The 22,035-nt window shown below is 59.2% G+C and carries 19 protein-coding genes; 10 read left to right on the top strand and 9 right to left on the bottom strand.

All coding sequences use genetic code 11. From position 1 onward, the window contains the following. Positions 1–35: 35 nt before the first annotated feature. The 6 genes from ACFWW4_RS08925 (at position 36) to ACFWW4_RS08900 (ending at position 8,645) form a co-directional block, all read left to right on the top strand. The gene (locus ACFWW4_RS08925) at positions 36–3,344 is read left to right on the top strand and encodes an AsmA-like C-terminal region-containing protein (protein ID WP_411890509.1); all 3,309 of its coding nucleotides are present in this window, start codon (positions 36–38) and stop codon (positions 3,342–3,344) included. Continuing rightward, complete coding sequence (gene queA / locus ACFWW4_RS08920; protein WP_411890508.1) at positions 3,341–4,396, top strand: tRNA preQ1(34) S-adenosylmethionine ribosyltransferase-isomerase QueA; 1,056 nt, start codon at positions 3,341–3,343, stop codon at positions 4,394–4,396. The genes ACFWW4_RS08925 and queA overlap by 4 nt, the downstream gene beginning before the upstream one ends. A 105-nt stretch (positions 4,397–4,501) precedes the next feature. Continuing rightward, positions 4,502–5,776, top strand: a complete 1,275-nt coding sequence (locus tag ACFWW4_RS08915; protein ID WP_411890507.1) for an MFS transporter — start codon at positions 4,502–4,504, stop codon at positions 5,774–5,776. 103 nt (positions 5,777–5,879) lie between these two features. Then, positions 5,880–6,461: a DUF924 family protein gene (locus ACFWW4_RS08910; protein WP_411890506.1), complete on the top strand. Its 582-nt coding sequence runs from the start codon at positions 5,880–5,882 to the stop codon at positions 6,459–6,461. A gap of 102 nt (positions 6,462–6,563) precedes the next feature. Continuing rightward, positions 6,564–7,958, top strand: coding sequence for a dihydrolipoyl dehydrogenase (gene lpdA, locus ACFWW4_RS08905; protein WP_411890505.1), 1,395 nt, complete (start codon positions 6,564–6,566; stop codon positions 7,956–7,958). Between the two features lie 228 nt (positions 7,959–8,186). Next, the gene (locus ACFWW4_RS08900; RefSeq protein ID WP_411890504.1) at positions 8,187–8,645 is read left to right on the top strand and encodes an N-acetyltransferase family protein; all 459 of its coding nucleotides are present in this window, start codon (positions 8,187–8,189) and stop codon (positions 8,643–8,645) included. Here the strand turns inward: ACFWW4_RS08900 and ACFWW4_RS08895 are convergent. From ACFWW4_RS08895 to ACFWW4_RS08885, 3 genes are all read right to left on the bottom strand, one after another. Beyond that, positions 8,642–9,151 (bottom strand): hydrolase, encoded by a 510-nt coding sequence (locus tag ACFWW4_RS08895; protein ID WP_411890503.1) that lies wholly within the window; start codon positions 9,149–9,151, stop codon positions 8,642–8,644. The genes ACFWW4_RS08900 and ACFWW4_RS08895 overlap by 4 nt on opposite strands. A 67-nt stretch (positions 9,152–9,218) precedes the next feature. Continuing rightward, positions 9,219–9,842 carry a hypothetical protein gene (locus tag ACFWW4_RS08890; protein WP_411890502.1) on the bottom strand — a complete coding sequence of 208 codons (624 nt, stop codon included), beginning with the start codon at positions 9,840–9,842 and terminating at the stop codon, positions 9,219–9,221. A 100-nt stretch (positions 9,843–9,942) separates the two neighbouring features. Further along, positions 9,943–12,891, bottom strand: coding sequence for a VWA domain-containing protein (locus ACFWW4_RS08885; protein WP_411890501.1), 2,949 nt, complete (start codon positions 12,889–12,891; stop codon positions 9,943–9,945). A 376-nt stretch (positions 12,892–13,267) separates the two neighbouring features. On the opposite strand from ACFWW4_RS08885, the gene ACFWW4_RS08880 reads away from it, so the two are divergent. Then, a complete protein-coding gene (locus ACFWW4_RS08880) occupies positions 13,268–14,323 on the top strand; it encodes a LysM peptidoglycan-binding domain-containing protein (protein WP_411890500.1) in 1,056 nt (351 codons plus the stop codon). Positions 14,324–14,485: 162 nt separating this feature from the next. Further along, a complete protein-coding gene (uvrA, locus tag ACFWW4_RS08875) occupies positions 14,486–17,344 on the top strand; it encodes an excinuclease ABC subunit UvrA (RefSeq protein ID WP_411890499.1) in 2,859 nt (952 codons plus the stop codon). A gap of 63 nt (positions 17,345–17,407) precedes the next feature. Here uvrA and ACFWW4_RS08870 read toward each other — a convergent pair whose 3' ends face one another. Continuing rightward, positions 17,408–17,734: an OB-fold nucleic acid binding domain-containing protein gene (locus ACFWW4_RS08870; RefSeq protein WP_411890498.1), complete on the bottom strand. Its 327-nt coding sequence runs from the start codon at positions 17,732–17,734 to the stop codon at positions 17,408–17,410. A 10-nt stretch (positions 17,735–17,744) separates the two neighbouring features. Further along, the gene (locus tag ACFWW4_RS08865) at positions 17,745–17,888 is read right to left on the bottom strand and encodes a hypothetical protein (protein WP_393928688.1); all 144 of its coding nucleotides are present in this window, start codon (positions 17,886–17,888) and stop codon (positions 17,745–17,747) included. Positions 17,889–18,148: 260 nt separating this feature from the next. Between ACFWW4_RS08865 and ACFWW4_RS08860 the strand changes: the two genes are divergently transcribed. Then, on the top strand, positions 18,149–18,406 hold the full coding sequence (locus tag ACFWW4_RS08860) for a hypothetical protein (RefSeq protein WP_411890497.1): 258 nt from the start codon (positions 18,149–18,151) through the stop codon (positions 18,404–18,406). Positions 18,407–18,501: 95 nt separating this feature from the next. Beyond that, positions 18,502–19,116: a GIN domain-containing protein gene (locus ACFWW4_RS08855; protein ID WP_411890496.1), complete on the top strand. Its 615-nt coding sequence runs from the start codon at positions 18,502–18,504 to the stop codon at positions 19,114–19,116. Positions 19,117–19,187: 71 nt separating this feature from the next. Here the strand turns inward: ACFWW4_RS08855 and ACFWW4_RS08850 are convergent, their stop codons facing one another. The 4 genes from ACFWW4_RS08850 to ACFWW4_RS08835 all read right to left on the bottom strand — a co-directional run bounded on the left by ACFWW4_RS08850 (position 19,188) and on the right by ACFWW4_RS08835 (position 22,026). Further along, positions 19,188–19,391: a DUF2892 domain-containing protein gene (locus tag ACFWW4_RS08850; protein WP_393928682.1), complete on the bottom strand. Its 204-nt coding sequence runs from the start codon at positions 19,389–19,391 to the stop codon at positions 19,188–19,190. An 81-nt stretch (positions 19,392–19,472) separates the two neighbouring features. After that, entirely contained in the window at positions 19,473–20,129 is a 657-nt protein-coding gene (locus tag ACFWW4_RS08845) for a Crp/Fnr family transcriptional regulator (RefSeq protein ID WP_411890495.1), read from the bottom strand. After that, a complete protein-coding gene (gene mmsB, locus ACFWW4_RS08840; RefSeq protein WP_411890494.1) occupies positions 20,126–20,992 on the bottom strand; it encodes a 3-hydroxyisobutyrate dehydrogenase in 867 nt (288 codons plus the stop codon). Before mmsB ends, ACFWW4_RS08845 begins: the two co-directional genes overlap by 4 nt. After that, positions 20,989–22,026 (bottom strand): enoyl-CoA hydratase/isomerase family protein, encoded by a 1,038-nt coding sequence (locus tag ACFWW4_RS08835; protein WP_411890493.1) that lies wholly within the window; start codon positions 22,024–22,026, stop codon positions 20,989–20,991. The genes mmsB and ACFWW4_RS08835 overlap by 4 nt, the downstream gene beginning before the upstream one ends. Positions 22,027–22,035 lie beyond the last annotated feature (9 nt).

Raw genomic sequence — 22,035 nt, 5'->3', positions numbered from 1 at the left:
CCGCTACGGGCAAAGATAAAGGGTATGTTGACGCGGTGAGCGGAGCTGATGTGACAGAGGCCGAAAAAACCGACGACCCAGAGGTGGCCGCTGCGCCGCGCCCCGTTTGGCATCATTGGTTGTTCTGGGTGCGTGCCTTTGTCTGGTTATCGCTGACGCCGATCTTTTTTGCGGCTGCTGCTGGCATTATTTTGCTGGAACGCGATGTCAGCGCGCCGGACTGGATTGTTGACCGGATCGAGGCGCGGGCGGCGGAGTTGTTGAATGGTGGCGATCTGCGTTTTGGCGAGATCAGCCTGAATGTCGGTCGTGATCTGCACCCGACGGTTCGCCTGACGGATGTGCAGTTGCGCGATGCCAATGGCACCTTGATCAGCCGCGTCCCTGTCGCCGAAGGTCTGATGTCGCCCCGTGGTCTGATCATTCAGCGCGAGGTGCTGCTGCAAGAGATCAGAGTGACCGGTGCCCAGATCAATCTGCGCCGGGCACGGGACGGATCGGTGGCCGTGGCATTTGGATCAGGCGCGCCGACGACCGGGCAGGCGGAATCCTTGGCGGAACTTCTGGATCAGGCGGATGCCTTGCTGGAGCGTCCACAACTGGAAGCGCTGGAGATTGTCGAGGCCGGTGGCCTGATCGTGAACTTCGATGATGCCCGTGCCCGCCGCAGCTGGGTCGTGGATGGCGGCAACCTGACGCTGGACCTGCGTGGCGGTGAAACCGCGCTGCGTGGTGAATTTGCCCTTTTGTCCGGGCGGGCAGAGGTCACAACGGTTAATCTGTCCTATCGCAGCCCGCGCGGAAGCCGGTCTGCACAACTGGGTCTGAATATCAGCGATGCCGTCGCCAGTGACATCGCCACACAATCCCCCGCACTGAGTTGGCTGAGTGATGTGGACGCCCCGATCACCGCCGCCTTGCGTACCGAGCTGGATAGCGAGGGCGCGCTGGGGCCGTTGAACGGTGTGCTGGAGATCGGGGCGGGTGCCTTGCAGCCCAACCCGGCCACCCAGCCGGTGAAGTTTGACGCGGCCAAGGCCTATCTGACCTATGATCCGGCGCGCGACAGGATCGCGTTCAGCGACATATCGCTTGAAACCGAATGGGGTCGGTTGCGGGCCACTGGGGATGCCTATTTGCGCGAATTTCGCGATGGGTTGCCGCAGGCATTGCTGGCACAGTTTCGTCTGACCGATGTCGCGGTCAATCCGGCAGAGCTATATGATGCGCCGGTGACGGTGGCTGAGGCGGCGGTAGATGTCAGGCTTCGCTTTGCCCCGTTTGCGGTTGATGTCGGCCAGTTGGTTTTGACCGACGGCCCGACCCGTGTATCCGCGACAGGCGAGGTCAGGGCCACGGATGCAGGCTGGCGCGTGGCGATGGATGCGTCGATTGATCAAAGCCCGGTTGTGGATTTGCTGCGTTATTGGCCGGTCAGCGTCAAACCCCGGACCCGTGGCTGGTTCGAAAAAAACGTGACTGAAGGCCGGATTGTGGATGCTGTGGCGGGTTTGCGGATTGCGCCGGGTTCTGCCCCCCAGTTTGCGACTAATTTTGGTTTTGACGGTGCCAGGGTGCAGTTCATGCGGACCATGCCGCCGATTGATGACGGCACCGGCACGGTGTCGATTATTGGCAAACGTCTGGTCATTGCCTTGGATGACGGTATTGCGGCACCGCCCCAAGGTGGGCAGATGCAATTGGCGGGGTCGGTCTTTGCGATCCCGGAAATGGGCGTCCCCAATCCGCCGGCCGTGCTGGATCTGCGCATTGCCAGTTCGGCCACTGCGGTGCTTTCGGTGCTCAACCAGCGCCCGTTTGAGTTTCTGGACAAGGCCAACCTGCCAGTGACACTTGTTGATGGTCGCGCGCGTGTCGATGGCCGGATCGAGATGCCGTTGAAGCCGCGCATCACCAATGAAGAGATCAGTTTCAACATGGCCGCTGACCTGACAGGTGTCCGCAGCGAGGTTCTGGTGCCGGGCCGCAGGCTGGCCGCGCCGCGCATGCGGGTTGCGGCGGATCGTGGTGGCCTGACCGTGGGCGGGCCGGTGCGCGTGGGTGACGTGCCGGTGGATGTTGTCTGGTCCAAGGCGTTCGGCCCTGAACATGCGGGCCAAAGCCGGTTGCAGGGTGAGGTGGAACTTTCGGAGCGGTTTCTGGATGAGTTCGGTATTGCCTTGCCGCCCGGTTCTGTCCGTGGGGCAGCGATGGCCGATCTGACGATTGATTTGCAAACCGGCGCGCCACCGCGTTTTTCACTGCAGTCGGATATGCGGGGGCTGGGTGTTGGCATTGCCGCCTTGAGTTGGGACAAGGCCCCGGATCAAACCGGTGAGTTGCTGGTGGAAGGATCGTTGGGACCGGTGCCGGAGATTGCGACCCTCGCGATCCGCGCGCCGGGGCTGGAGGCGGATGGCCGTGTTGATCTGAATGCAGATCGTCAATTGGAGGCCGCGCGGTTTGAGCGTTTGCAGGTGGACAACTGGCTGGATGCGGCGATTACCCTGCGCGGGCGTGGTCCGGGCCAACCGGTGGGAGTGGAAATTGATGGTGGTACGGTCGATCTGCGCCGCGCGCGGTTTGGTCCGTCGCAAGGGCAAGGCGGTCCGGTGCAGATCAGGCTGGACCGGTTGCAGGTGTCCGAGGGTATTGCGCTGACCGGTTTTCAGGGTGATTTCAATGGTGCTGGCGGGTTTTCAGGCCAGTTCAGTGGTCAGGTCAACGGGGCGACGCGGGTGCGCGGGTCAGTTGCCCCCCGAAACGGGCGGTCAGCCGTCCGGCTGGTCAGCGATGATGCTGGCGGTGTGGCGCGGGCTGCGGGATTCATGCGCAATGGTTTGGGCGGATCGCTTGATCTGACGCTGTTACCAGCGGGCGGTGCAGGCAGTTTTGACGGTATTCTGGCCGTGCGTGGTTTGCGGGTGCGCGATGCCCCGACGATGGCCGCCCTGCTGGATGCGATCAGCGTGGTGGGGTTGTTGCAACAGCTGGACGGGCAGGGCCTGTCCTTTGACGAGATTGACGCGCGGTTTCGGCTGACCCCGGCGCAGGTGATCGTGACCGAAGCCAGTGCCGTGGGTCCTGGTCTTGGCATTTCGGTGGATGGCATCTACACGCTGGCCAGCAAACAACTGGACCTGCAGGGCGTCGTGTCACCATTTTACCTCGTGAATTCAATCGGATCAGTTCTGACCCGTCGGGGTGAGGGGTTGATCGGGTTCAACTTTAACATCACTGGCTCCGCCATCGCCCCTATCGTGAGCGTCAACCCGCTTTCGGCACTGACGCCGGGGATGTTCCGCGAGATTTTCCGCCGTCCAGCCCCGGTGATCGGGCAATGAAACTCAGTGAATTCGATTTTGAGCTGCCCGAGCGGCTGATCGCGACCCGCCCTGCGCGCCCCCGGTCATCGGCGCGGCTGTTGCTGGCGGAGGGCGATGCGATTGCCGACCGGATCGTGTCGGACCTGCCGGAGATTTTGCGCCCCGGTGATCGGCTGGTGCTGAATGATACCAAGGTGATCCCGGCACGTCTGACGGGTTTGCGCCACCGGACGGGCGAGGCGGGTGCGACATCGGCCCGGATCGAGGTGACCTTGCTGGAGCCGCAGGCGAATGGCGATTGGGCGGCGTTGGTCAAACCACTGAAGAAAATCCGGGATGGTGAGATCATTGTCTTTTCCGGTGGGTTGTCTGCCACAGTGATGGGCCGGGCGGATGGCCAAGCTTACCTGCATTTCAACCTGTCTGGCGACGATTTTGATGCCGCGCTGACAGAGGTCGGGGCGATGCCCTTGCCCCCCTACATCGCGGCCAAGCGTCCGGCGGATGAGGCCGACAAGCAGGACTACCAGACCTATTGGGCGCGCCGGTCAGGGGCTGTGGCGGCCCCCACCGCGTCGCTGCATTTTGATGGCCCGCTTCTGGCGGCCCTTGAGGCCGGCGGCGTGCAGTTCACTCATGTGACATTGCATGTGGGGGCGGGCACGTTTCTACCGGTCAAGGTGGATGATGTGCGCGATCACAAGATGCATGCGGAATGGGGCGAGGTGACCGCGACTGCGGCGGAAGAGATCAACGCCACCAAAGCGGCTGGTGGCCGGGTCATTCCCGTGGGCACCACGGCGCTGCGCCTGATCGAGAGTGCGGCGACGGATGGTGTGCTGCAACCATGGGACGGGCCGACGGATATCTTTATCACGCCGGGGTTTCAGTTTCAGATTGCCGATGGGTTGATGACGAATTTTCATTTGCCCAAGTCGACGCTGATGATGCTGGTATCCGCACTGATGGGGGTCCAACGGATCAGGGCGATTTATGCCCATGCGATTGCCCGGGAGTATCGTTTCTTTTCCTACGGGGATGCGTCGCTTTTGTTGCCGACTAAGGACTAAAACCTTCAAAGGCGCGAACAGGCGCGACCGCGTCGTTTTCATGTGATGAATTGGTAAGGGAATCGTGAGATAGCCCGGTTCTGCCAGTTATTGAAAGGGCATGAAATGTTTCAGGTTTTCGCCGGTTCATGGGCCCTTTTTCTGGGGATGTTCATGCTGATGATTGGCAACGGCCTGCAGGGCACGTTGCTGGGCCTGCGGGGCGATATCGAAGGGTTCAGCACGTTCAGCCTGTCGGTTGTCATGTCGGCCTATTTTCTGGGGTTTCTGTTCAGTTCCCGCTATACGCCGGAGCTGATCCGGAGGGTCGGTCATGTGCGCGTCTTTGCGGCGCTGGGGTCGATGATATCGGCTGTGCTGATCCTCTATCCGGTGCTGGTTGAGCCCTGGGCCTGGACTATTGGCCGGGTCATCATCGGGTTTTGCTTTTGCGGTGTCTACATCACCGCCGAAAGTTGGCTGAACGATGCGTCGTCAAACGAGACGCGGGGCAAGGCGCTGTCGCTTTACATGATCGTGCAGATGGCCGGGATCGTGTTTGCCCAGTGGATTGTCAGCCAAGGTGATGTGTCGGGCTATGCGTTGTTCATCATCCCGTCGGTGCTGGTGTCGCTGGCCTTTGCCCCGATCCTGTTATCGGTGCGTCCGATGCCTGCCTTTGCCTCGACCAAGCCGATGACGATCCGGCAGGTGATCAACGCCTCACCGCTCGCCTGTTTCGGGATGTTCATGCTGGGCGGCGTGTTTGCCGCGCAATTCGGTATGTCGGCGGTTTATGGTAATCGGGTCGGCTTGACTGTTGGCGAGATTTCGCTGTTCGTTTCAGCGATCTATATCGCGGCACTGGTCCTGCAATATCCGATTGGCTGGCTGTCAGACCGGATGGACCGCCGCGTCCTGATCATCTGGATTTCGCTGTTGGGCGGGTCCGGATCGTTGATCGCTTTTCTGATCCCCGGAAACTATGCGCTGATCCTGATCAGTGGTGCGATTGTGGGTGGCACATCGAACCCGCTTTATGCCCTTCTGATCGCCTATACCAATGATTATCTGGAACGCGAGGATATGGCCGCAGCCTCTGGCGGGTTGTTGTTTATCAATGGGTTAGGGGCGATTATGGGGCCGCTGATTGTCGGGTGGATGATGGACGGGCTGGGCGCCAACGGGTTCTGGCTGTTCACCGCGATCCTGATGCTGACGGTTGGGTTTTACGGGCTTTATCGGTCAACGCAGCGGAGCCGCAAGACCATGGATACCGAGGCCGTGCCTTATGCCGCTGTTTCTGCGGCATCGACCCCCGTCGTGGCTGAGGTGGCACAGGAGGTCTATATCGAGGCGGAAGAGGAGGTCGGGCCGGAGGGAAATGCTCAACCACTGTGACATATCGAAAGATCACGTGATCGATGGTGGAAACTGCTACCTTGCAAGGCTTTGATTTCTCTGCTTCCCTGACGTCAGGGGGACGCGATTAAGGAGTGGTGCCGTGGCAACCGCAGACGAAATTCTGGCTTTTTGGCTGGATGAATGTAACCCCTCAGACTGGTATCGGTCGGATCCTGATTTCGATGCGATGATCCGCGAGAGATTTGAAGAGACCTGGAAGCAATCCTATGAGGGTGCGCTGGGGCTTTGGCTGACCTATCCGTCGGGCACGCTGGCCTATATCATCCTGACCGACCAGTTTCCGCGCAATATGTTCCGCGACGACGACAAGGCGTTTTCGACCGACCAATGTGCCCTGGCCGCGGCCAAGATGGCGATCGATCGCAATTGGGATATGAAGATCGATGAACCGGCCCGGCAGTTTTTCTATCTGCCGCTGATGCATTCAGAGAACCTGTGTGATCAGGACCGTGCGGTCAGGCTGATCCACACCCGGATGCCGGAACACGGATCGGGCAATGAACAGCATGCCCAGGCACATAGGCAGGTGATCCGCGATTTTGGTCGTTTTCCCTATCGTAACAATGCGTTGGGCCGCAAGACGACCCCGGCTGAACAGGCCTTTCTGGATGCGGGCGGTTATGGTGCGGCGATACGGGCGGTCCAGCAGGACGCTGGTTGATCCGCTTTGCACGGATTGATTAGCGGCTATGACGCAAGGTCACTAGAGGTTCGGCGGAAAGTAGTTTAACGTTCAACCAAATTGCATTTGGAGGGCGTTTGCATGGCTGCGAAGAACTTTGACTTGATCGTGATTGGTGCGGGTCCGGGCGGCTATGTCGCAGCGATACGCGCCGCACAACTGGGCATGAATGTCGCCGTTGTGGAGCGCGAGCATCTTGGCGGTATCTGCCTGAACTGGGGCTGTATCCCGACCAAGGCGATGTTGCGGTCATCCGAAGTTTTCCACCTGATGCATCGTGCCAAGGAATTTGGCCTGAAGGCGGATGGTATTGATTACGATCTGGACGCGGTGGTCAAACGTTCGCGCAAGGTGGCGGGTCAGTTGGCGGGTGGTGTCGGCCATCTATTGAAGAAGAACAAGGTGACCGTCGTCATGGGCGACGCAACGATACCGGCCAAAGGTAAAGTGTCGGTTAAGGGTGAGAAGGGTGTTGAGGAGCTGACCGCCAAGAACATCATTCTGGCCACCGGCGCCCGTGCCCGCGAATTGCCGGGGCTTGAGGCCGATGGTGATCTGGTCTGGACCTACAAGCACGCGCTGGTGCCCCCGCGGATGCCCAAGAAGCTGCTGGTCATCGGGTCCGGTGCCATCGGGATCGAGTTTGCCAGCTTCTATAACACGTTGGGCTGCGAGACGACTGTGGTCGAGGTCATGGACCGTGTTCTGCCGGTTGAGGATGCCGAGATTTCCGCCTTTGCCAAGAAGGCCTTTGTCAAGCAGGGCATGAAGATCATGGAGAAATCCATGGTCAAGCAGCTGGACCGTGCCAAGGGTAAGGTGACCGCCCATATTGAGGCGGGTGGCAAGGTCGAGAAGATGGAATTTGACACTGTTATCAGCGCTGTAGGGATCGTTGGTAATGTTGAGGGGCTGGGTCTGGAGGAACTGGGTGTCAAGGTGGACCGTACCCATGTTGTGACTGATGAATACTGCCGCACGGGTGTCGATGGTCTTTATGCCATTGGTGATATCGCTGGTGCCCCGTGGCTGGCCCACAAGGCATCGCATGAGGGTGTGATGGTCGCCGAACTGATCGCTGGCAAACATGCCCATCCGGTCAAGCCGGAAAGCATTGCGGGCTGTACCTATTGTCATCCGCAGGTCGCGTCGGTTGGCTATACCGAGGCGAAGGCCAAGGAGTTGGGCTTTGACGTGAAGGTGGGCCGTTTTCCCTTTATCGGCAATGGCAAAGCCATCGCGTTGGGTGAGCCTGAGGGCATGATCAAGACCGTTTTCGATGCCAAGACAGGTGAGTTGCTGGGTGCCCATATGGTCGGTGCCGAGGTGACAGAGCTGATCCAGGGCTATGTGGTTGGCCGTCAGTTGGAGACGACCGAAGAAGATCTGATGCATGCGGTGTTCCCGCACCCGACCTTGTCGGAGATGATGCATGAGAGCGTGCTGGATGCTTATGGTCGCGCAATTCATTTCTGAGGCGGGGATGGGTTAAAACCCATCTTACGGTGCCGCACGGTGGTGACCCAGTTTCAGGTGCCGAATCATGTGTTAATGCTGGTTTTGCAGGCAAAATGGGCTGTCGGCATCGCGTCGGGTTTGCGTCGGCAAAACGTCGGACCCCACCGTACGGTGGGGTTGGCTTAACGCAGCGCGCGGTTGGATGTGTAAACGGCGCGTTAAGGTTTTCAGCACGGGAGGTCGGACATGATCCGGGAGGCTGTTGCGGCGGATGTGCCGCAGATCGTGGCGTTGTTGCATGACGATCCACAGGGTGCGCGGCGCGAGAGCCTGTCGCCGGAGGTGCTGCCCCGCTATCAGTCGGCGTTCGCGCAGATTACCAGCGATCCGCAAGCCGTGTTGCTGGTGGCAGAGATGGACGGGGCCATAATCGGCTGTTTGCAGATGAACATGTTGGCAGGATTGTCCTATCAGGGTATCACGCGGGCCTTGATCGAGGATGTCCGTGTGGCGAAGACATATCGCGGGAAGGGGCTGGGGCGTCAGTTGATGGATGCCGCGACCGCGCTTGCCACGGCGCGCGGGTGCGGATTGGTGGAGCTGTTTGTCCATAACGAACGGGCGGACGCGCATGCGTTTTACGAGGCCTGCGGGTTTGAAGGGCAGCACCGCGGTTATCGTCGCCAATTGGATACGCCGGACTAGTCAGTGCGCGCCACGCCGATGATGTAGTTTTTCCCATAGGCTTTGGCGCATTTCGGGCAGGTCGTGTAGAAGAAATAGATTTCTTCCGATGTACTGCCTTTCGATTTCGCGAGATCCTTCATTTCTTCGTACCAGTTTCCGGCCTCGCGGTAGGGACCTTCGAAGACCTTGGTGATGAAGTTTCCGCTGAGATGCGTGGTTTCTTCGTTCCCGACGGGTTTGGAGATGGAAAACAGATGTTCGGCTTTCCAGGCTGACAGGTCGCGGCTCAGTACGATCATGTTGTCATTGTCTGACGCACCCGCGTCATCGATATGGGTTTGAACCCGGGTGAATACTGATCCCATGTTCAGCGGGATATGCATCGCGCTTTTGGTGGTGGCGCGGACAAAGGGCTTGTCCTTGAAATGCAGTTCTTGCCCGTCCCAGCCTTCGGGGTTGAATTTCGGGCAGCAGCCGGTGGTGTTAATGCTGTCGTCGAAATGTGGAAGTGCGTTGGTTTGCATCGGTGCCCCTCCTTCTTTGGTGGCATGCTATTCTAGCGGTGGAGGGGTCAGGATGGATTGAGATGCCTCAATGATCTGGGGGGCTTTGATCGATGTCCTGTAATTTGAAACAGTCATCGCAGATGCAATGCGTGATCCGGGTTTGATCCGGTCCCCCCTTGCGTGCAAATTCCTCGGTATCGAGCCAGTCATCGCCACCGATCGGCGCGAACTGAACCCGCTGACACCAACTGCACAGTCTGACAATCGGTCTGTCGTCCTTGGTGTCGAGCGGCAAATCCTGATGCCGCCGGAACAGGTTGATGGGCGGCCGGTCATGGGCTTCGACTTCGACAGATTGAAACAACACCTCGTCCTTAGTGCCTGAACCTGGCAATGCGCTGATTGTCTGGCGAATACGTCGCAGACGGGCGGGTGCATCACAGCGAAAGTCGAGGACCAACTGCGTGTCCGGCCGATCAACGACCCTTGCCACGACCTGTTTCAGTTGTTCCCTCAAGTCCGCCCCGCTGACATAATCAAAGAGGTTCTGGCCTATCAGTGTCTCCGCGCGCAAATCTGGAGCGTCGTTATGGCAGGCAAACGCATCCCAGTGTTTGCTGCCAATACTTGATATGTTTCCGTCACGATCGATGACGAAGGCGATCCCTTGCAATGCATCAAGACCATTGCGGTAGTCACCGGTTTTCATTCTTGTCCTCCCGATGTGAGCAGCTTGAGTTTAGGAAGCGCTGCGCGGGAGTTTATGACATTCATCAATCAGGGCATGGGTTTCGCTGAGATTGCGCCCCTTATTCGGTGATCGCGATTGGGCGGGTGCCGATGATGGTGTTGTCCTGTGCCATGTAATACCGCAATTCGTAATCCCCTGGCGCATCTGGCAGCCGTAGCGTAACCGGGTTGCCGTCGCGGGTGTAGCTGTAGGTTTCGTAGCGGTTATCGCCGGGTTTCGAGATGCCGATGAAATCAAGATTGTAGTCTGGTCCGTCCCAACCGACGATCAGGTCGTCGTTCATGGTGATGCTGTCGGGGGCGATCAGTTGCGCCTTGACCGGATTGATGGTGATCGGCTGCCGGAAGATGATCACGCTGTCCTGCCGTAACTGGTAGCGGATTTCGTATTCGCCGGGTTCGGGCGGCATCTGGAGCCCGAGGGGGCTGCCGTCGCGGGTGTAGGTGTAGTTGACATAGACGTTTTCCCCGACAGGCCCGACCGAGATGAAATCGAGGTTGTAGTCCGGCCCTTCCCATTCCAGGGTCAGTGTTTCGCCAGCATTGGCCCTGGCTGGTGCGCTGATGCTGGCCTTGACGGCTGTCACCTCGATCGGGCGGGTCATCAGGATGGTGTTGTCCTGCCGCAGGGTGTAGCGCAGTTCGTAGCTGCCGGGTTCGGTGGGCATTTCGACCTGTGCCGGGCTGCCATCGCGAGTGTAGCTATAATTGTCATAGCCTTCGCCGGGTTTGCCGACCGCGATGAAATCGAGATTGTAGTCGGGGCCGACCCAGTCGACCGCGACGGTGCTGCCTGCAACAGCGCTGTCGGGGGCGGTCAGGCTGACCTCTGCCGCAGTGACGGTAATGGGCCGCCGGGCGATGACTTCGTTATCTTGCCGCAGGGTGTAGCGGATTTCGTAGTTGCCCGGTTCGGGCGGCATTTCGACGCCGAGCGGATTGCCGTCGCGGGTGTAGGTGTAGTTGATGTAGTTGTTTTCGCCGGGTTCGCCGACCGCAATGAAGTCGAGATTGTAATCCGGTCCCGTCCATTCGACGGTGACGGTTTCGCCGACAATGGCGGTGTCCGGGGCGTTCAGCCCGACCTCTGCCTTGGTCACGGTGATGGGCCGGGTGGCGATCACGGTGTTGTCCTGCCGCATGGTGTACCGGATTTCGTAGTCGCCGGGCTCGGCGGGCATTTCCAGCCCAAGCGGATCACCGTCGCGGGTGTAGGTCAGGTTGATGTAGTTCCGTTCGCCGGGAACCCCGACCGCGATGTAGTCGAGATTGTAATCCGGACCCGTCCAGCCGACGGCCACGGTTTCACCTGCAATGGCGGTGTCGGGGGCTGTCAGGCTGACCTCTGGTGCTGTGACGGTGATCGGTTTGGTGGCGATCACCTCGCGGTCTTGCCGCAAGGTGTACCGAATTTCGTAGTCGCCGGGGATGGGCGGCATTTCGAGGCCGAGCGGGCTGCCCTCGCGCGTGTAGGTCAGGTTGATGTTGCCGTTTTCGCCGGGTTCCGAAACGGCGATGAAGTCAAGTTCGTAATCCGGTCCTTCCCAGCCGACGGTGACGGTTTCGCCTGCAATGGCAGTATCAGGCGCGGTCAGTTGCGCCTTGAGGTCAGTGACCTCAATCTCTTTACTGCCGATAACGGTTGCACTTTGCCGCATCCGGTAACGGATTTCGTAGATGCCCGGCTCTGACGGGAGTTCCAGGTCCAGTGGGTTGCCGTTGCTGGTCCGGACAGAGTTGATGGTGCTCGCCCCGCCGTCCTGCGCCAACACGATAATATCGCCGGGATAATCAGGTCCGGTCCATTCCACGCTGATGGTTTCACCGATGGCACCGGTATCCGGCGCAATGATGGTGGCGGTGACCGGTGTCACCGTAATCGGGGTTGATGCGATGATCTTGTTGGGCCGATCACGCAGCAGATAGTGAACCTCGTAATTGCCCGGGGTCGGTGGCAGGATGATTTCCGTGGGGTTGCCGCCGCTTGTGCGCGCGGTTGTGCGCGGGATTCTGTCATCTTGTTGCGTGATGATGATCTGGTCGCCGTCGCGGTTGGGGCCGGTCCAGTCCACCGCGATGATTGATCCGGCTGGTGCGCTTTCAGGGGCGCTGACGGTGGCGGTGGGCAGGGTTTCGGGGAAGATGACCGTGACTGTCACATCGCCGGGGCCTGAGATTGTGACCTCGGCTTCTGCTTCGGCCTCGTCCACGATCCGGTAGGCGGTGGCCTGATAGGTGCCTTCCGACACATCCAGTGTGAGCGGGTTGCCTTGTGTATCATCGGCGATCTGACCTGCTTCGCTGATGATATCCCAGATGATCGGATCCTCGACGAGCGGCCCGTCAGCGGTGCCGATCCGCGCCTCGAACGTGCCGGAGACGGTGGCGGGTTCCATCACCATGGCGGTCATGGCGAGGTCGAGTTCTGAGGCGTTGGCCGCTGTCAGGAACTGCCCGCCGGTTTCTTCGGCGATGCATTGCATTTGCGCCAGTGCTTCTGGGTCGTTCACGTCAAAGCCGATGACATGGGCGGTGAAGTCGATCCCGGCCTCTTCCAGCAGGCGCGCGGCGGCGCAAGGGTCAGGGTTGCAGGTTTCGACCCCGTCCGAGACGAGGATGACCGTGGCGCTGTCTTCGGTGTAGCGCAAAGCCTCTGCTGCCGCGATGACCGCATCGGTCATGGGTGTTTTGCCCAGCGGTTTGATCCCGTTCACGGCTGTCACGATATCGCCGACTGTGCCGGGGGCAGGGGCGACAATGGTTTCGATATCGGTGCAGTTGCCCCGTTCGCGGTGACCATAGACGGTCAGGCCAAGGCCCTGATCGGCTGGAAATTCGTCAAGCAAGGAACTGACCACCTGTTGTGCGATGGTGATCTTGGCTGTGCCATCAATCTGCCCCCACATGGAGCCTGAGCCATCCATCACCAGGATCGTGTTGGGCCGGTCCTGTGCGGCAGCGGCGGTGAAGAATGTGGTCAGCAGAATTGTGGATGCCAGAAAGCGCATGGGGGCCTCTTTGAAAATGAATATCTTGAAAACAATCACAAATCGGGTGCCGTTTCCAGCACTGGGCGGGATTGGTCCGGAATACCTTACCCCGGCGTCAACCTGACGTTGATTGTCGTCTGACGCAGCGTCCCTTTCCGCAAGGTCCCGATCTATCGGCCATTCACCATATCGCGGTCCGGTTTGTGTCCTATTTCGACCATCATTGATTTCTAACGCAGAGCCGGACAGTGTTGTCGCAAGTCGTAAATTTCCGAGTGATTGAGTGAGGTTGGTGTGGTGCAGACGGGCGCGCCCGGGGGGTGCTGTCGCCAGATCTTGAGAGAGTGAAAAGGCAGGTCATTGCCTGTCATGTGTGAAGAATGGAAGGGACAGAATGTCTAACAAATATACACTCGCAGCAGTTGCGTTTCTGGCAGGCGCTGGTGCAGCCCAGGCGCAGCAGGCCTGTACGGTTTATACCGTGCAGTCCGGTGATTCACTGAGCGGCATTGCCCGTGAGGCTTATGGCAGCATCAGCTATCAGAGCGTCTGGGATGCGAACCGGTCCGTGATCGGTAGCAATCCGAATGCGATTTCGGTCGGGATGGAATTGAAATTGCCCTGCGCCGATGGCTCTTTGCCGGGTTCCGGAACGGTGCAGGCCAGTGTCGTGGAACCGGTGCCTGAAGTGTCGAGTGATGGCCCCGTGACCATCCGCCTTGTGACCGGCACAGGTTATCCGCCCTACACCGATGAGGACATGGAGGGCGGCGGCATCTACACGCAGCTGGTCCGGGCCGCCATGGACACGATGGAGCCCCGCTATGAAACGGACATCGTGTTCGTCAATGATTGGGGTTCGCATCTGGAAACTCTATTGCCCGCCCGTGCTTTTGACGGTGCTTTCCCGTGGCTGCGTCCGAATTGTGAAGAGCCCGAAACGCTGACCGAGAATTCGAAGTTTCGCTGCGACGGTTTCCTGCATTCCGATCCGTTCTACGAGATCATCACGGGGGTGGTGACCCGTCGGGACGATCCATTGGGTGCAACCGACAACGCCGCTGACTTTACTGGCAAAACCATGTGTCTGCCCGCCGATTATTCTGACGTTGGCGCAACAAGTGTTGGTCTGGGTCGTGACGTTATGGAGTATGTCCAGCCGGTGAGCCCCGATGATTGCTTTACCGCGCTGATCGCTGGTGAGGTCGATGGCGTGTCATTGGTGACATCGCAGGCTGAAGACATCGCGCAGCGCATGGGCGTTGCCGATCAGGTCACGATCAATCCCAACCTGACGACGGCAAATGTGCTGGCAGTCTTTGTCGACAAAAACAACCCTGACGCGCCTGAAGTCATCGAAGCCCTGAATGCAGGTCTGAAGAATATCCGGGATTCGGGTGAGTGGTTCCAGACTGTGCGTTCCGGCTTTACTGCCTATTACGCGAACTGATCTGTTCCATCGGGACCGATGAAAGCATGGCCCGGCTGCAGCGATGCGGCCGGGCTTTTGCTTGTCATGATTATTTTGCACATGTTCGCGTAATGTTCTATATCCGGGGTGGCGGAATCGGATCGCGCTGCTATCTGGTAGGGCGTCACCCTGGGGGTCAGAATGGCTGAGCTGAAGAATATCGAAGTGCGCGGCGCGCGCGAACACAATCTGAAGAATATCGATGTGGATATTCCGCGTGATCAGCTTGTGGTCATTACCGGCCTTTCGGGGTCGGGCAAGTCGTCGCTGGCGTTTGATACGATCTATGCCGAGGGCCAGCGCCGCTATGTTGAGAGCCTGTCGGCCTATGCCCGCCAGTTTCTGGATATGATGGAAAAGCCGGATGTGGACCATATCAGCGGTCTGTCCCCGGCGATTTCGATTGAGCAGAAGACCACGTCGAAGAACCCCCGGTCCACTGTCGGCACGATTACCGAGATTTACGATTATCTGCGTTTGCTGTTTGCCCGTGCGGGCACGCCGTATTCCCCCGCGACCGGGTTGCCTATCGAGGCGCAGCAGGTGCAGGACATGGTGGATCGCGTGATGGCGATGGAACAGGGCACCCGCGGTTATCTGCTGGCCCCGATTATCCGCGACCGCAAGGGCGAGTATCGCAAGGAGTTTCTGGAACTGCGCAAGCAGGGGTTCCAGCGGGTCAAGGTGGACGGTGAGTTCTATGAGCTGGATCAGCCCCCGACCCTCGACAAGAAGTTTCGTCATGACATTGATGTGGTCGTGGATCGGATTGTCGTAAAAGAGGGGCTTGAGACCCGGCTGGCCGATAGTTTCCGCACCGCACTTGATCTGGCGGATGGGATTACGGTGCTGGAGACGGCCCCGACAGAGGGTGATCCGGAGCGGATTACGTTTTCGGAGAATTTCGCCTGTCCGGTGTCGGGGTTCACGATCCCCGAGATCGAGCCGCGCCTGTTTTCGTTCAATGCGCCGTTTGGGGCCTGTCCGTCCTGCGACGGGCTGGGGGTGGAGCTGTTCTTTGACGAGCAACTGGTTGTCCCTGATGTAACCTTGAAGATTGCCGATGGGGCGTTGGCGCCGTGGCGCAAGGGGAAATCACCCTATTTCCTGCAGACGATTGAAGCGATTGCCAAGCATTACGGGTTCAACAAGAACGCCCGTTGGAAAGATCTGGACCCCAAGGTGCAGCAGGTATTTCTGCGCGGATCGGGCGAGGAAGAGATCAAGTTTCGCTATGATGAGGGTGGCCGGGTTTATCAGGTGGAGCGCGCGTTTGAAGGTGTAATCCCGAATATGGAACGCCGTTATCGCGAGACGGACAGTAACTGGATCCGCGAAGAGTTCGAGAATTACCAGAATAACCGCAATTGCGGGACGTGCGGTGGGTATCGCCTGCGTGAGGAAGCATTGGCGGTGAAGATTGGCGGCCTGCATGTGGGGCAGGTCGTGCAGATGTCGATCAAGGAGGCGTTTGACTGGTGTCAGTCGGTGCCCGAAGCGCTGTCAAAGCAGAAGAACGAGATTGCTGTCGCCATCCTGAAGGAAATCCGCGAGCGGCTGGGATTTTTGAACAATGTGGGGTTGGAATATCTGACCCTGTCGCGCAATTCTGGCACGTTGTCGGGCGGTGAAAGCCAGCGGATCAGGTTGGCCAGCCAGATCGGATCGGGCCTGCAAGGGGTGCTTTATGTGCTGGATGAGCCGTCGATTGGCCTGCATCAGCGCGACAATGACCGGCTGCTGACGACGCTGAAGAACCTGCGCGATCAGGGTAATACCGTGATTGTGGTGGAACATGATGAGGAGGCGATCCGCGAGGCGGATTATGTGTTCGATATCGGCCCCGGCGCGGGTGTGCATGGCGGGCAGGTTGTGTCCAAAGGGACGCCTGCGGATATCATGGCTGATGCTGCGTCTATCACCGGGCAATATCTGGTGGGCACGCGGGAAATTCCTGTGCCTGCGAAGCGCCGCAAGGGCAAGTCCAAGAAGCTGACAGTGGTGAAGGCGACAGGCAACAACTTGCAGAACGTCACGGTGGATTTCCCGCTGGGCAAGTTCATCTGCGTGACAGGTGTGTCCGGTGGCGGCAAGTCGACACTGACGGTAGAGACGCTGTTCAAGAATGCCTCAATGAAGTTGAACGGGGCGCGGCAGACACCGGCACCTTGCGAGACGATCAAGGGGTTCGAGCATCTGGACAAGGTGATTGATATCGACCAACGCCCGATTGGCCGGACCCCACGGTCGAACCCGGCGACCTATACCGGGGCCTTTACCCCGATCCGTGATTGGTTCGCAGGGATGCCCGAGGCGAAGGCGCGCGGGTACAAGCCGGGCCGGTTTTCGTTCAACGTCAAGGGTGGCCGGTGTGAGGCCTGTCAGGGTGACGGTGTCATCAAGATCGAAATGCACTTTCTGCCGGATGTCTATGTGACCTGCGAGACCTGCAAGGGCGCGCGCTACAATCGCGAAACGCTGGAGATCAAGTTCAAGGGCAAGTCCATTGCCGATGTGCTTGATATGACAGTGGAAGATGCGCAGGCGTTCTTTAGCGCTGTCCCGTCGATCCGTGAAAAAATGGATGCGCTGATGCGCGTCGGGCTGGGCTATATCAAGGTGGGCCAGCAGGCGACGACCCTGTCAGGGGGTGAGGCGCAGCGCGTGAAGCTTTCGAAGGAGTTGGCAAAGCGGTCGACCGGTCGGACGCTGTACATTCTGGATGAGCCGACGACGGGCCTGCATTTCGAGGATGTGCGCAAGCTGCTGGAAGTGCTGCACGAATTGGTTGATCAGGGGAACTCGGTCATTGTGATTGAGCATAATCTGGACGTTGTGAAGACCGCCGATCATATCATTGATATCGGCCCGGAGGGTGGCGATGGCGGTGGCAAGATCGTCGCGACCGGTACGCCAGAGCAGGTGGCCGAGGTGGTGGAAAGTCATACGGGTCGCTATCTGAAAGATATGCTGAAGGTGCGCAAGGTGGCGGCTGAGTAAAACCTGAAGCAGCCGGGTGGCGAGATGTGGCCACCACGGCTGCCGGCGGTTGGTGATTGTCTGTTATTCGTAGGTGCGATCGAAACTGAAGCTAGTGCCGGTATCCGTTTCCATCCGGTCCGCATAGATTTCCTGCGGCGCGTCGTCGTCAAAGATGCCGTGAACGGTGACCGCGGTGCCAACCGCGACTGGCACCACGTTCGGCCCAAGATAGACCGGAATCTGGCCGGTATGATCCCTCAGGATGAATGTGTCTTCGTCGGCGATGCGGTCGACGATCCCGCTGACGGTCACGCGGTCCTGTTGGCCAAGTTCGGCAATTGTCTGTCCGGCGAAGAGGGATGTTGGTGCGGCGATGGCGATCGCGGCGATCCAGAATGTCTTTTTCATCGGGGTCCCCTTAATCCAACGCGATGCCAAGAAGCACAAGCGCACTGATGGCAACGGCCAGATAGACCCAGCCTGGCGCTGTGATGGTGATATCTGATTTCAGCTTTTCGCTGATGTTTTGGAATGTGACAGAATTTGGTTTCTGCTGTTCCACGTTATCCTCCTTTTCTGAGTGTTTCTGTAGGAAATAGATGGGAGCCTCGATCTTTCAGACAAGGCTTGGGTGGCATGGTCACCTGTGGATCGGCATGATTTTGCCCGTGGCGCGGAGTTGCTTCGGTGCTCATCGCGCGGCTGTCGCTTGCCGAACCGGTGTAATTGTGGTCAAATTTTCGATTTTTGGTCAGATTGCCGCATTCCAATGACGGGCGCTCAGACTAATTCGTAGCCAAACGTGTTAAAGGGATAGAATTCATGACCGCCGCCACCAAGAAACCGTATTCTGACCGCTCTTTGTTGACCCGCATCCTGTTCCGGGTGCCCATTCTGGGCCGCATGCTACGCGAGGTGTATTATGGTGATGCCGACAACATTTACTATTTCCTGTTCAGTGTCCTTGCGCTGTGGTTCCTGGCGATCCTGACCTGGGGCTATCCTGCGTTGATCGTTCCGATGCTGGGTGTCGTGCCTGCGATGTTTGTCGTTCTGGTCATGATCACGGTCGGCGAATAGCCGGAGTGTGCTGTAACACTGCTGGTGGGCATGTGAATTGCCTTGTTACCCTCGTTTGGCTATCGCGAGAGGAATGATGCTGTCTGGGTGATGCGATGAAGCATGCTATCGGTCTGATCTTTGGTGTGGTCCTTGCGGGGGCAGCGTTTGCCGAACCCGTCGTGCATGAGGTTGGGGCGTTTCGCGCGATTGAGGTGCAGGAGGATGTCCGGCTGAACGTGACCATGGGGCAGGCGCAAGCGGTCACGGCTGTGGCGCTGGATGGTGACGTGTCGAAGCTGCGGGTGCGGGAGTTTTTGCCGTGGCTTGTGTTTGACCGGAATACCCGCTGGTTCATCTTTCCCAAATGGCGCGATGATGTGCTGGAGGTGTCGGTCGAGACGTCAGTATTGAACGGGCTGAAGGCGTTTGATGGTGCGCGAGCCACGTTTGCCGGTAACGCGGGGGAGCGGCTTTGGGTTGAGGCGGGGGCCGGGGGGATGGTCACGGTCACCGATATCGAAGTGGAAGAGTTGACAATGGTGGCGCGCGATGGCGGCACCATCAATGCCGCCGGTAGCTGTGATACGATCACGATCCGCAATGAAGGTGAATTGGTCGATGCCAGCGGTATGACCTGCCAAAGTTTTGTCGTGCGTGGGGACCCGGACGGTGTTGTTCTACCGACCGGCGCTGTTGTGGTGGATGAACATCCTGCAAGCGGGAGCTGAGGGCATTCATCCCGTCAAATCGGTGGTGCCGGATGAGAGTGACGGGCAGATCCGCCAGCAGGTTTGATCAATCAGCTGTTTTTGAGCGGGCAGGTCCGAATGCCAAGCAGCGAATAGAGCGGGCAGGTGGATAACAGACCGGTCGCCAATGGCACGATGCCGATCAGATAGAGCCAGCTATAGGCGCCGTCGCGGTTCAAGAAGAAACCGATCAGAAGTGCGACGCCCAGAACGATGCGAAGCACACGGTCGAGAGTTCCTACATTCTTTGTCATGTTGTTTCCTTTTCTGTCGTACCGATGATTTGGTTGATGCAGAAAGGATAAATCGGATGGCCGCGCGGGTCTGTGACTTGGTCACGTTTCGCCCGCGAAGCTGACCAAACGTTTGAGTGCGTCCGCGTCCCGGATCACGACATGGCCCCGTTCGGTTGTGACCCAGCCGCGCCGAGCGAAACTGTCCAGACGGCGCGATATCACTTCGCGGGCCGATCCGATATGGCTGGCGATTTCGGTCTGTGTGGCCCGGACCTCGCCTTGATCAGCCATAGAAAGCAGGGCCTCAGCAAGTCGCGCCTCGACCCGTTGAAAAGCAACTTTTTCAAGTACATGCATGGTGTTTTGCATGCGCTCTGCAAATGCCTGGAACACCAGCGTCCGGAACATGGGTGTGCTGTCCATCAGATTTGTAAACAGCGTGCCGGGGATCAGGATGATCTGACTGTCCCGCGCTGCCAGACCCTCGCCGCTGTAAGGTTCACCCCCCAGCAATCCGAGCGTTGTCTGGACGCAGCTTTGCCCGGGTGTGACGCTGTAAAGCAGGATATCACGCCCGGTCGGCCCGATCAGATAAACGTCGATCTGGCCGCTGAGGACAACTGCGAAACCCTTTGCCGTCTGGCCGGGTTGGAAGACGATGTCGCCCTTTTGCAGGTTCAGTGGGTGGAGTTGCGCGAGTGCCTTTAAAGCCTCCGCCGGCAATCGGTTCCATGGAGGCTGGTCAAGCCAATTCATCCACGGTGCCGTTTTTCAAAGCGCGGGAGCATGGCCGAGAAATCCTTGCCTTTGCCGTCTTCGTTTTCCACGAATTGCTGGTAGAGCGCTGTTGCCGCTTGCCCCATGGGGGTGTCGGCGTCAGCGGCTTCAGCGGCCATCTGTGACAGGTTGAGATCCTTGAGCATCAGTTCCGCGGCGAAGCCGGGTTTGTAGCCGTTGTCGGCTGGGCTTTGCGGCCCGATGCCGGGGGCGGGGCAGTAGGCGTTCATGGTCCATGAATAGCCCGATGAGGTGCTGACCACGTCAAACATGGCCTGCCGGTCGAGCCCGAGTTTGTCGGCGAGCACGAAAGCCTCGCATGTGGCGATCATGGTGACGCCGAGGATCATGTTGTTGCAGATCTTGGCGGCCTGACCGTTGCCGGACGCACCGCAATGCACGGCCTTTTGCCCCATGATGTCGAAAAGCGGTTTGACGGTGGCGAAGGCCGCGTCAGGTCCGCCTGCCATGAAGGTGAGCGTGCCTGCTTGCGCCCCGCCGATGCCGCCGGAGACGGGGGCGTCGATGGCGGCGAGGTTGTGGGTTTCGGCCTGTGTGGCCACGGCGCGGGCGCTTTCCACATCGACCGTGGAGCAGTCGAGATGGATCGCGCCGGGTTTCACGACCGGGTGGATTTCTGCCGCCACGGCGCGCAGGATATCGCCGTTGGGCAGCATGGTGATGACCACGTCGGCGTCTTTGGCGGCGTCTGCAGCACTTGTTGCCATAGTGATGCCGTCGGGTTTGGCGATGGTGTCGAACCCGGTGACGTCGTGATGTTTGGCCAGATTGGCGGCCATGGGCGCGCCCATATTGCCGAGGCCGATAAAGCCGATTTTCATGATATTTCCTCCCATTGCAGCGCGTTTTCACCCAAGGGTGCGGTCATGCGCTGAACCTCTGATGCGGGCACGTCGGCCCAACTGGCGTGTTGCCATTTCGGGTTGCGGTCCCGGTCGATGATGGCGGCCCTGATCCCTTCGATGAAATCGCCCTGTTCGGCGCAGCGATAGGTATAGCGGAATTCGTGGTCGAGCGCGTTTTCGATGCGCGGGTCGGTGCGGACCTGATGGATGATCTGGGTAGCGACTGACATGGCGAGCGGTGCGTTCCGGTCCATCAGTTTGCGCGCATGGGCGATAGCCGGGCCGGAGCTGGCGGGCATGGCGCGATAGATGTCGCCGAGCGTGTCACCGGCGAAGGTCGCGTCGATTTCGGATTGCCAGCCTGCTAGGCGGCTTTCGGGGGCAGGGTGCGGTTTGATCACCGCCGGATTACCGCTGTCGATCAGTGCTGTCTTGAGCGCTTCCCATTCGCTTTCCGGGATGTAGCTGTCAGCGAAGCCTGCATAGATCGCGTCGCCCGCGTTCATCCGGTCGCCTGACAGGCCAAGGAATTCGCCACAATGTCCGGGCGCCTTGGCGAGGATCAGTGAGCCGCCCACATCGGGGACAAGCCCGATTCCACATTCGGGCATCGCGATCTGGCTGCTGTCGCAGACGATCCGGTGCGAAGCGTGGCAGCCGACGCCGACGCCCCCACCCATGGTGAAGCCCTGCAGGAAGGTGACGATGGGTCTGGGGTAGGTGTGGATTTTGGCGTTGAGCCGATATTCGTCGCGCCAGAAGCGTTGACCGTAGTCGTAATCGCCGCGCCCGGCGGTCGCGTACATTTCGGCGATATCCCCGCCAGAACAGAAGGCGCGGTCGCCTGCGCCGTCGATGAAGATCAGGGCGACATCGGGGTCATTGCGCCAGTCATCGAGGGCGGATTCGATGGCCAGGCACATATCCCAAGTCAGCGCGTTCAGCGCCTTGGGCCGGTTGAGGGTGACGTGGCCTGCGCGCCCGGATTTGCGGATGATGATGTCGGTCATGTTTGGCCT

Source organism: Yoonia sp. SDW83-1, from assembly GCF_046762885.1.
Lineage (GTDB): Bacteria > Pseudomonadota > Alphaproteobacteria > Rhodobacterales > Rhodobacteraceae > Yoonia.
The sequence above is the reverse complement of the archived record's forward strand: the minus strand, read 5'-3'. Positions and strand labels throughout refer to the sequence as shown.

Excerpts from the sequence above, each read along its gene's own strand:
- ACFWW4_RS08885 (WP_411890501.1), bottom strand. The coding sequence starts at position 12,891 with ATGCGCTTTCTGGCATCCACAATTCTGCTGACCACATTCTTCACCGCC.
- ACFWW4_RS08915 (WP_411890507.1), top strand. The coding sequence starts at position 4,502 with ATGTTTCAGGTTTTCGCCGGTTCATGGGCCCTTTTTCTGGGGATGTTC.
- mmsB (WP_411890494.1), bottom strand. The coding sequence starts at position 20,992 with ATGAAAATCGGCTTTATCGGCCTCGGCAATATGGGCGCGCCCATGGCC.
- ACFWW4_RS08895 (WP_411890503.1), bottom strand. The coding sequence starts at position 9,151 with ATGCAAACCAACGCACTTCCACATTTCGACGACAGCATTAACACCACC.
- ACFWW4_RS08890 (WP_411890502.1), bottom strand. The coding sequence starts at position 9,842 with ATGAAAACCGGTGACTACCGCAATGGTCTTGATGCATTGCAAGGGATC.
- ACFWW4_RS08860 (WP_411890497.1), top strand. The coding sequence starts at position 18,149 with ATGACCGCCGCCACCAAGAAACCGTATTCTGACCGCTCTTTGTTGACC.
- ACFWW4_RS08900 (WP_411890504.1), top strand. The coding sequence starts at position 8,187 with ATGATCCGGGAGGCTGTTGCGGCGGATGTGCCGCAGATCGTGGCGTTG.
- lpdA (WP_411890505.1), top strand. The coding sequence starts at position 6,564 with ATGGCTGCGAAGAACTTTGACTTGATCGTGATTGGTGCGGGTCCGGGC.
- ACFWW4_RS08870 (WP_411890498.1), bottom strand. The coding sequence starts at position 17,734 with ATGAAAAAGACATTCTGGATCGCCGCGATCGCCATCGCCGCACCAACA.
- ACFWW4_RS08835 (WP_411890493.1), bottom strand. The coding sequence starts at position 22,026 with ATGACCGACATCATCATCCGCAAATCCGGGCGCGCAGGCCACGTCACC.
- ACFWW4_RS08845 (WP_411890495.1), bottom strand. The coding sequence starts at position 20,129 with ATGAATTGGCTTGACCAGCCTCCATGGAACCGATTGCCGGCGGAGGCT.
- ACFWW4_RS08855 (WP_411890496.1), top strand. The coding sequence starts at position 18,502 with ATGAAGCATGCTATCGGTCTGATCTTTGGTGTGGTCCTTGCGGGGGCA.
- ACFWW4_RS08850 (WP_393928682.1), bottom strand. The coding sequence starts at position 19,391 with ATGACAAAGAATGTAGGAACTCTCGACCGTGTGCTTCGCATCGTTCTG.
- uvrA (WP_411890499.1), top strand. The coding sequence starts at position 14,486 with ATGGCTGAGCTGAAGAATATCGAAGTGCGCGGCGCGCGCGAACACAAT.
- ACFWW4_RS08880 (WP_411890500.1), top strand. The coding sequence starts at position 13,268 with ATGTCTAACAAATATACACTCGCAGCAGTTGCGTTTCTGGCAGGCGCT.
- queA (WP_411890508.1), top strand. The coding sequence starts at position 3,341 with ATGAAACTCAGTGAATTCGATTTTGAGCTGCCCGAGCGGCTGATCGCG.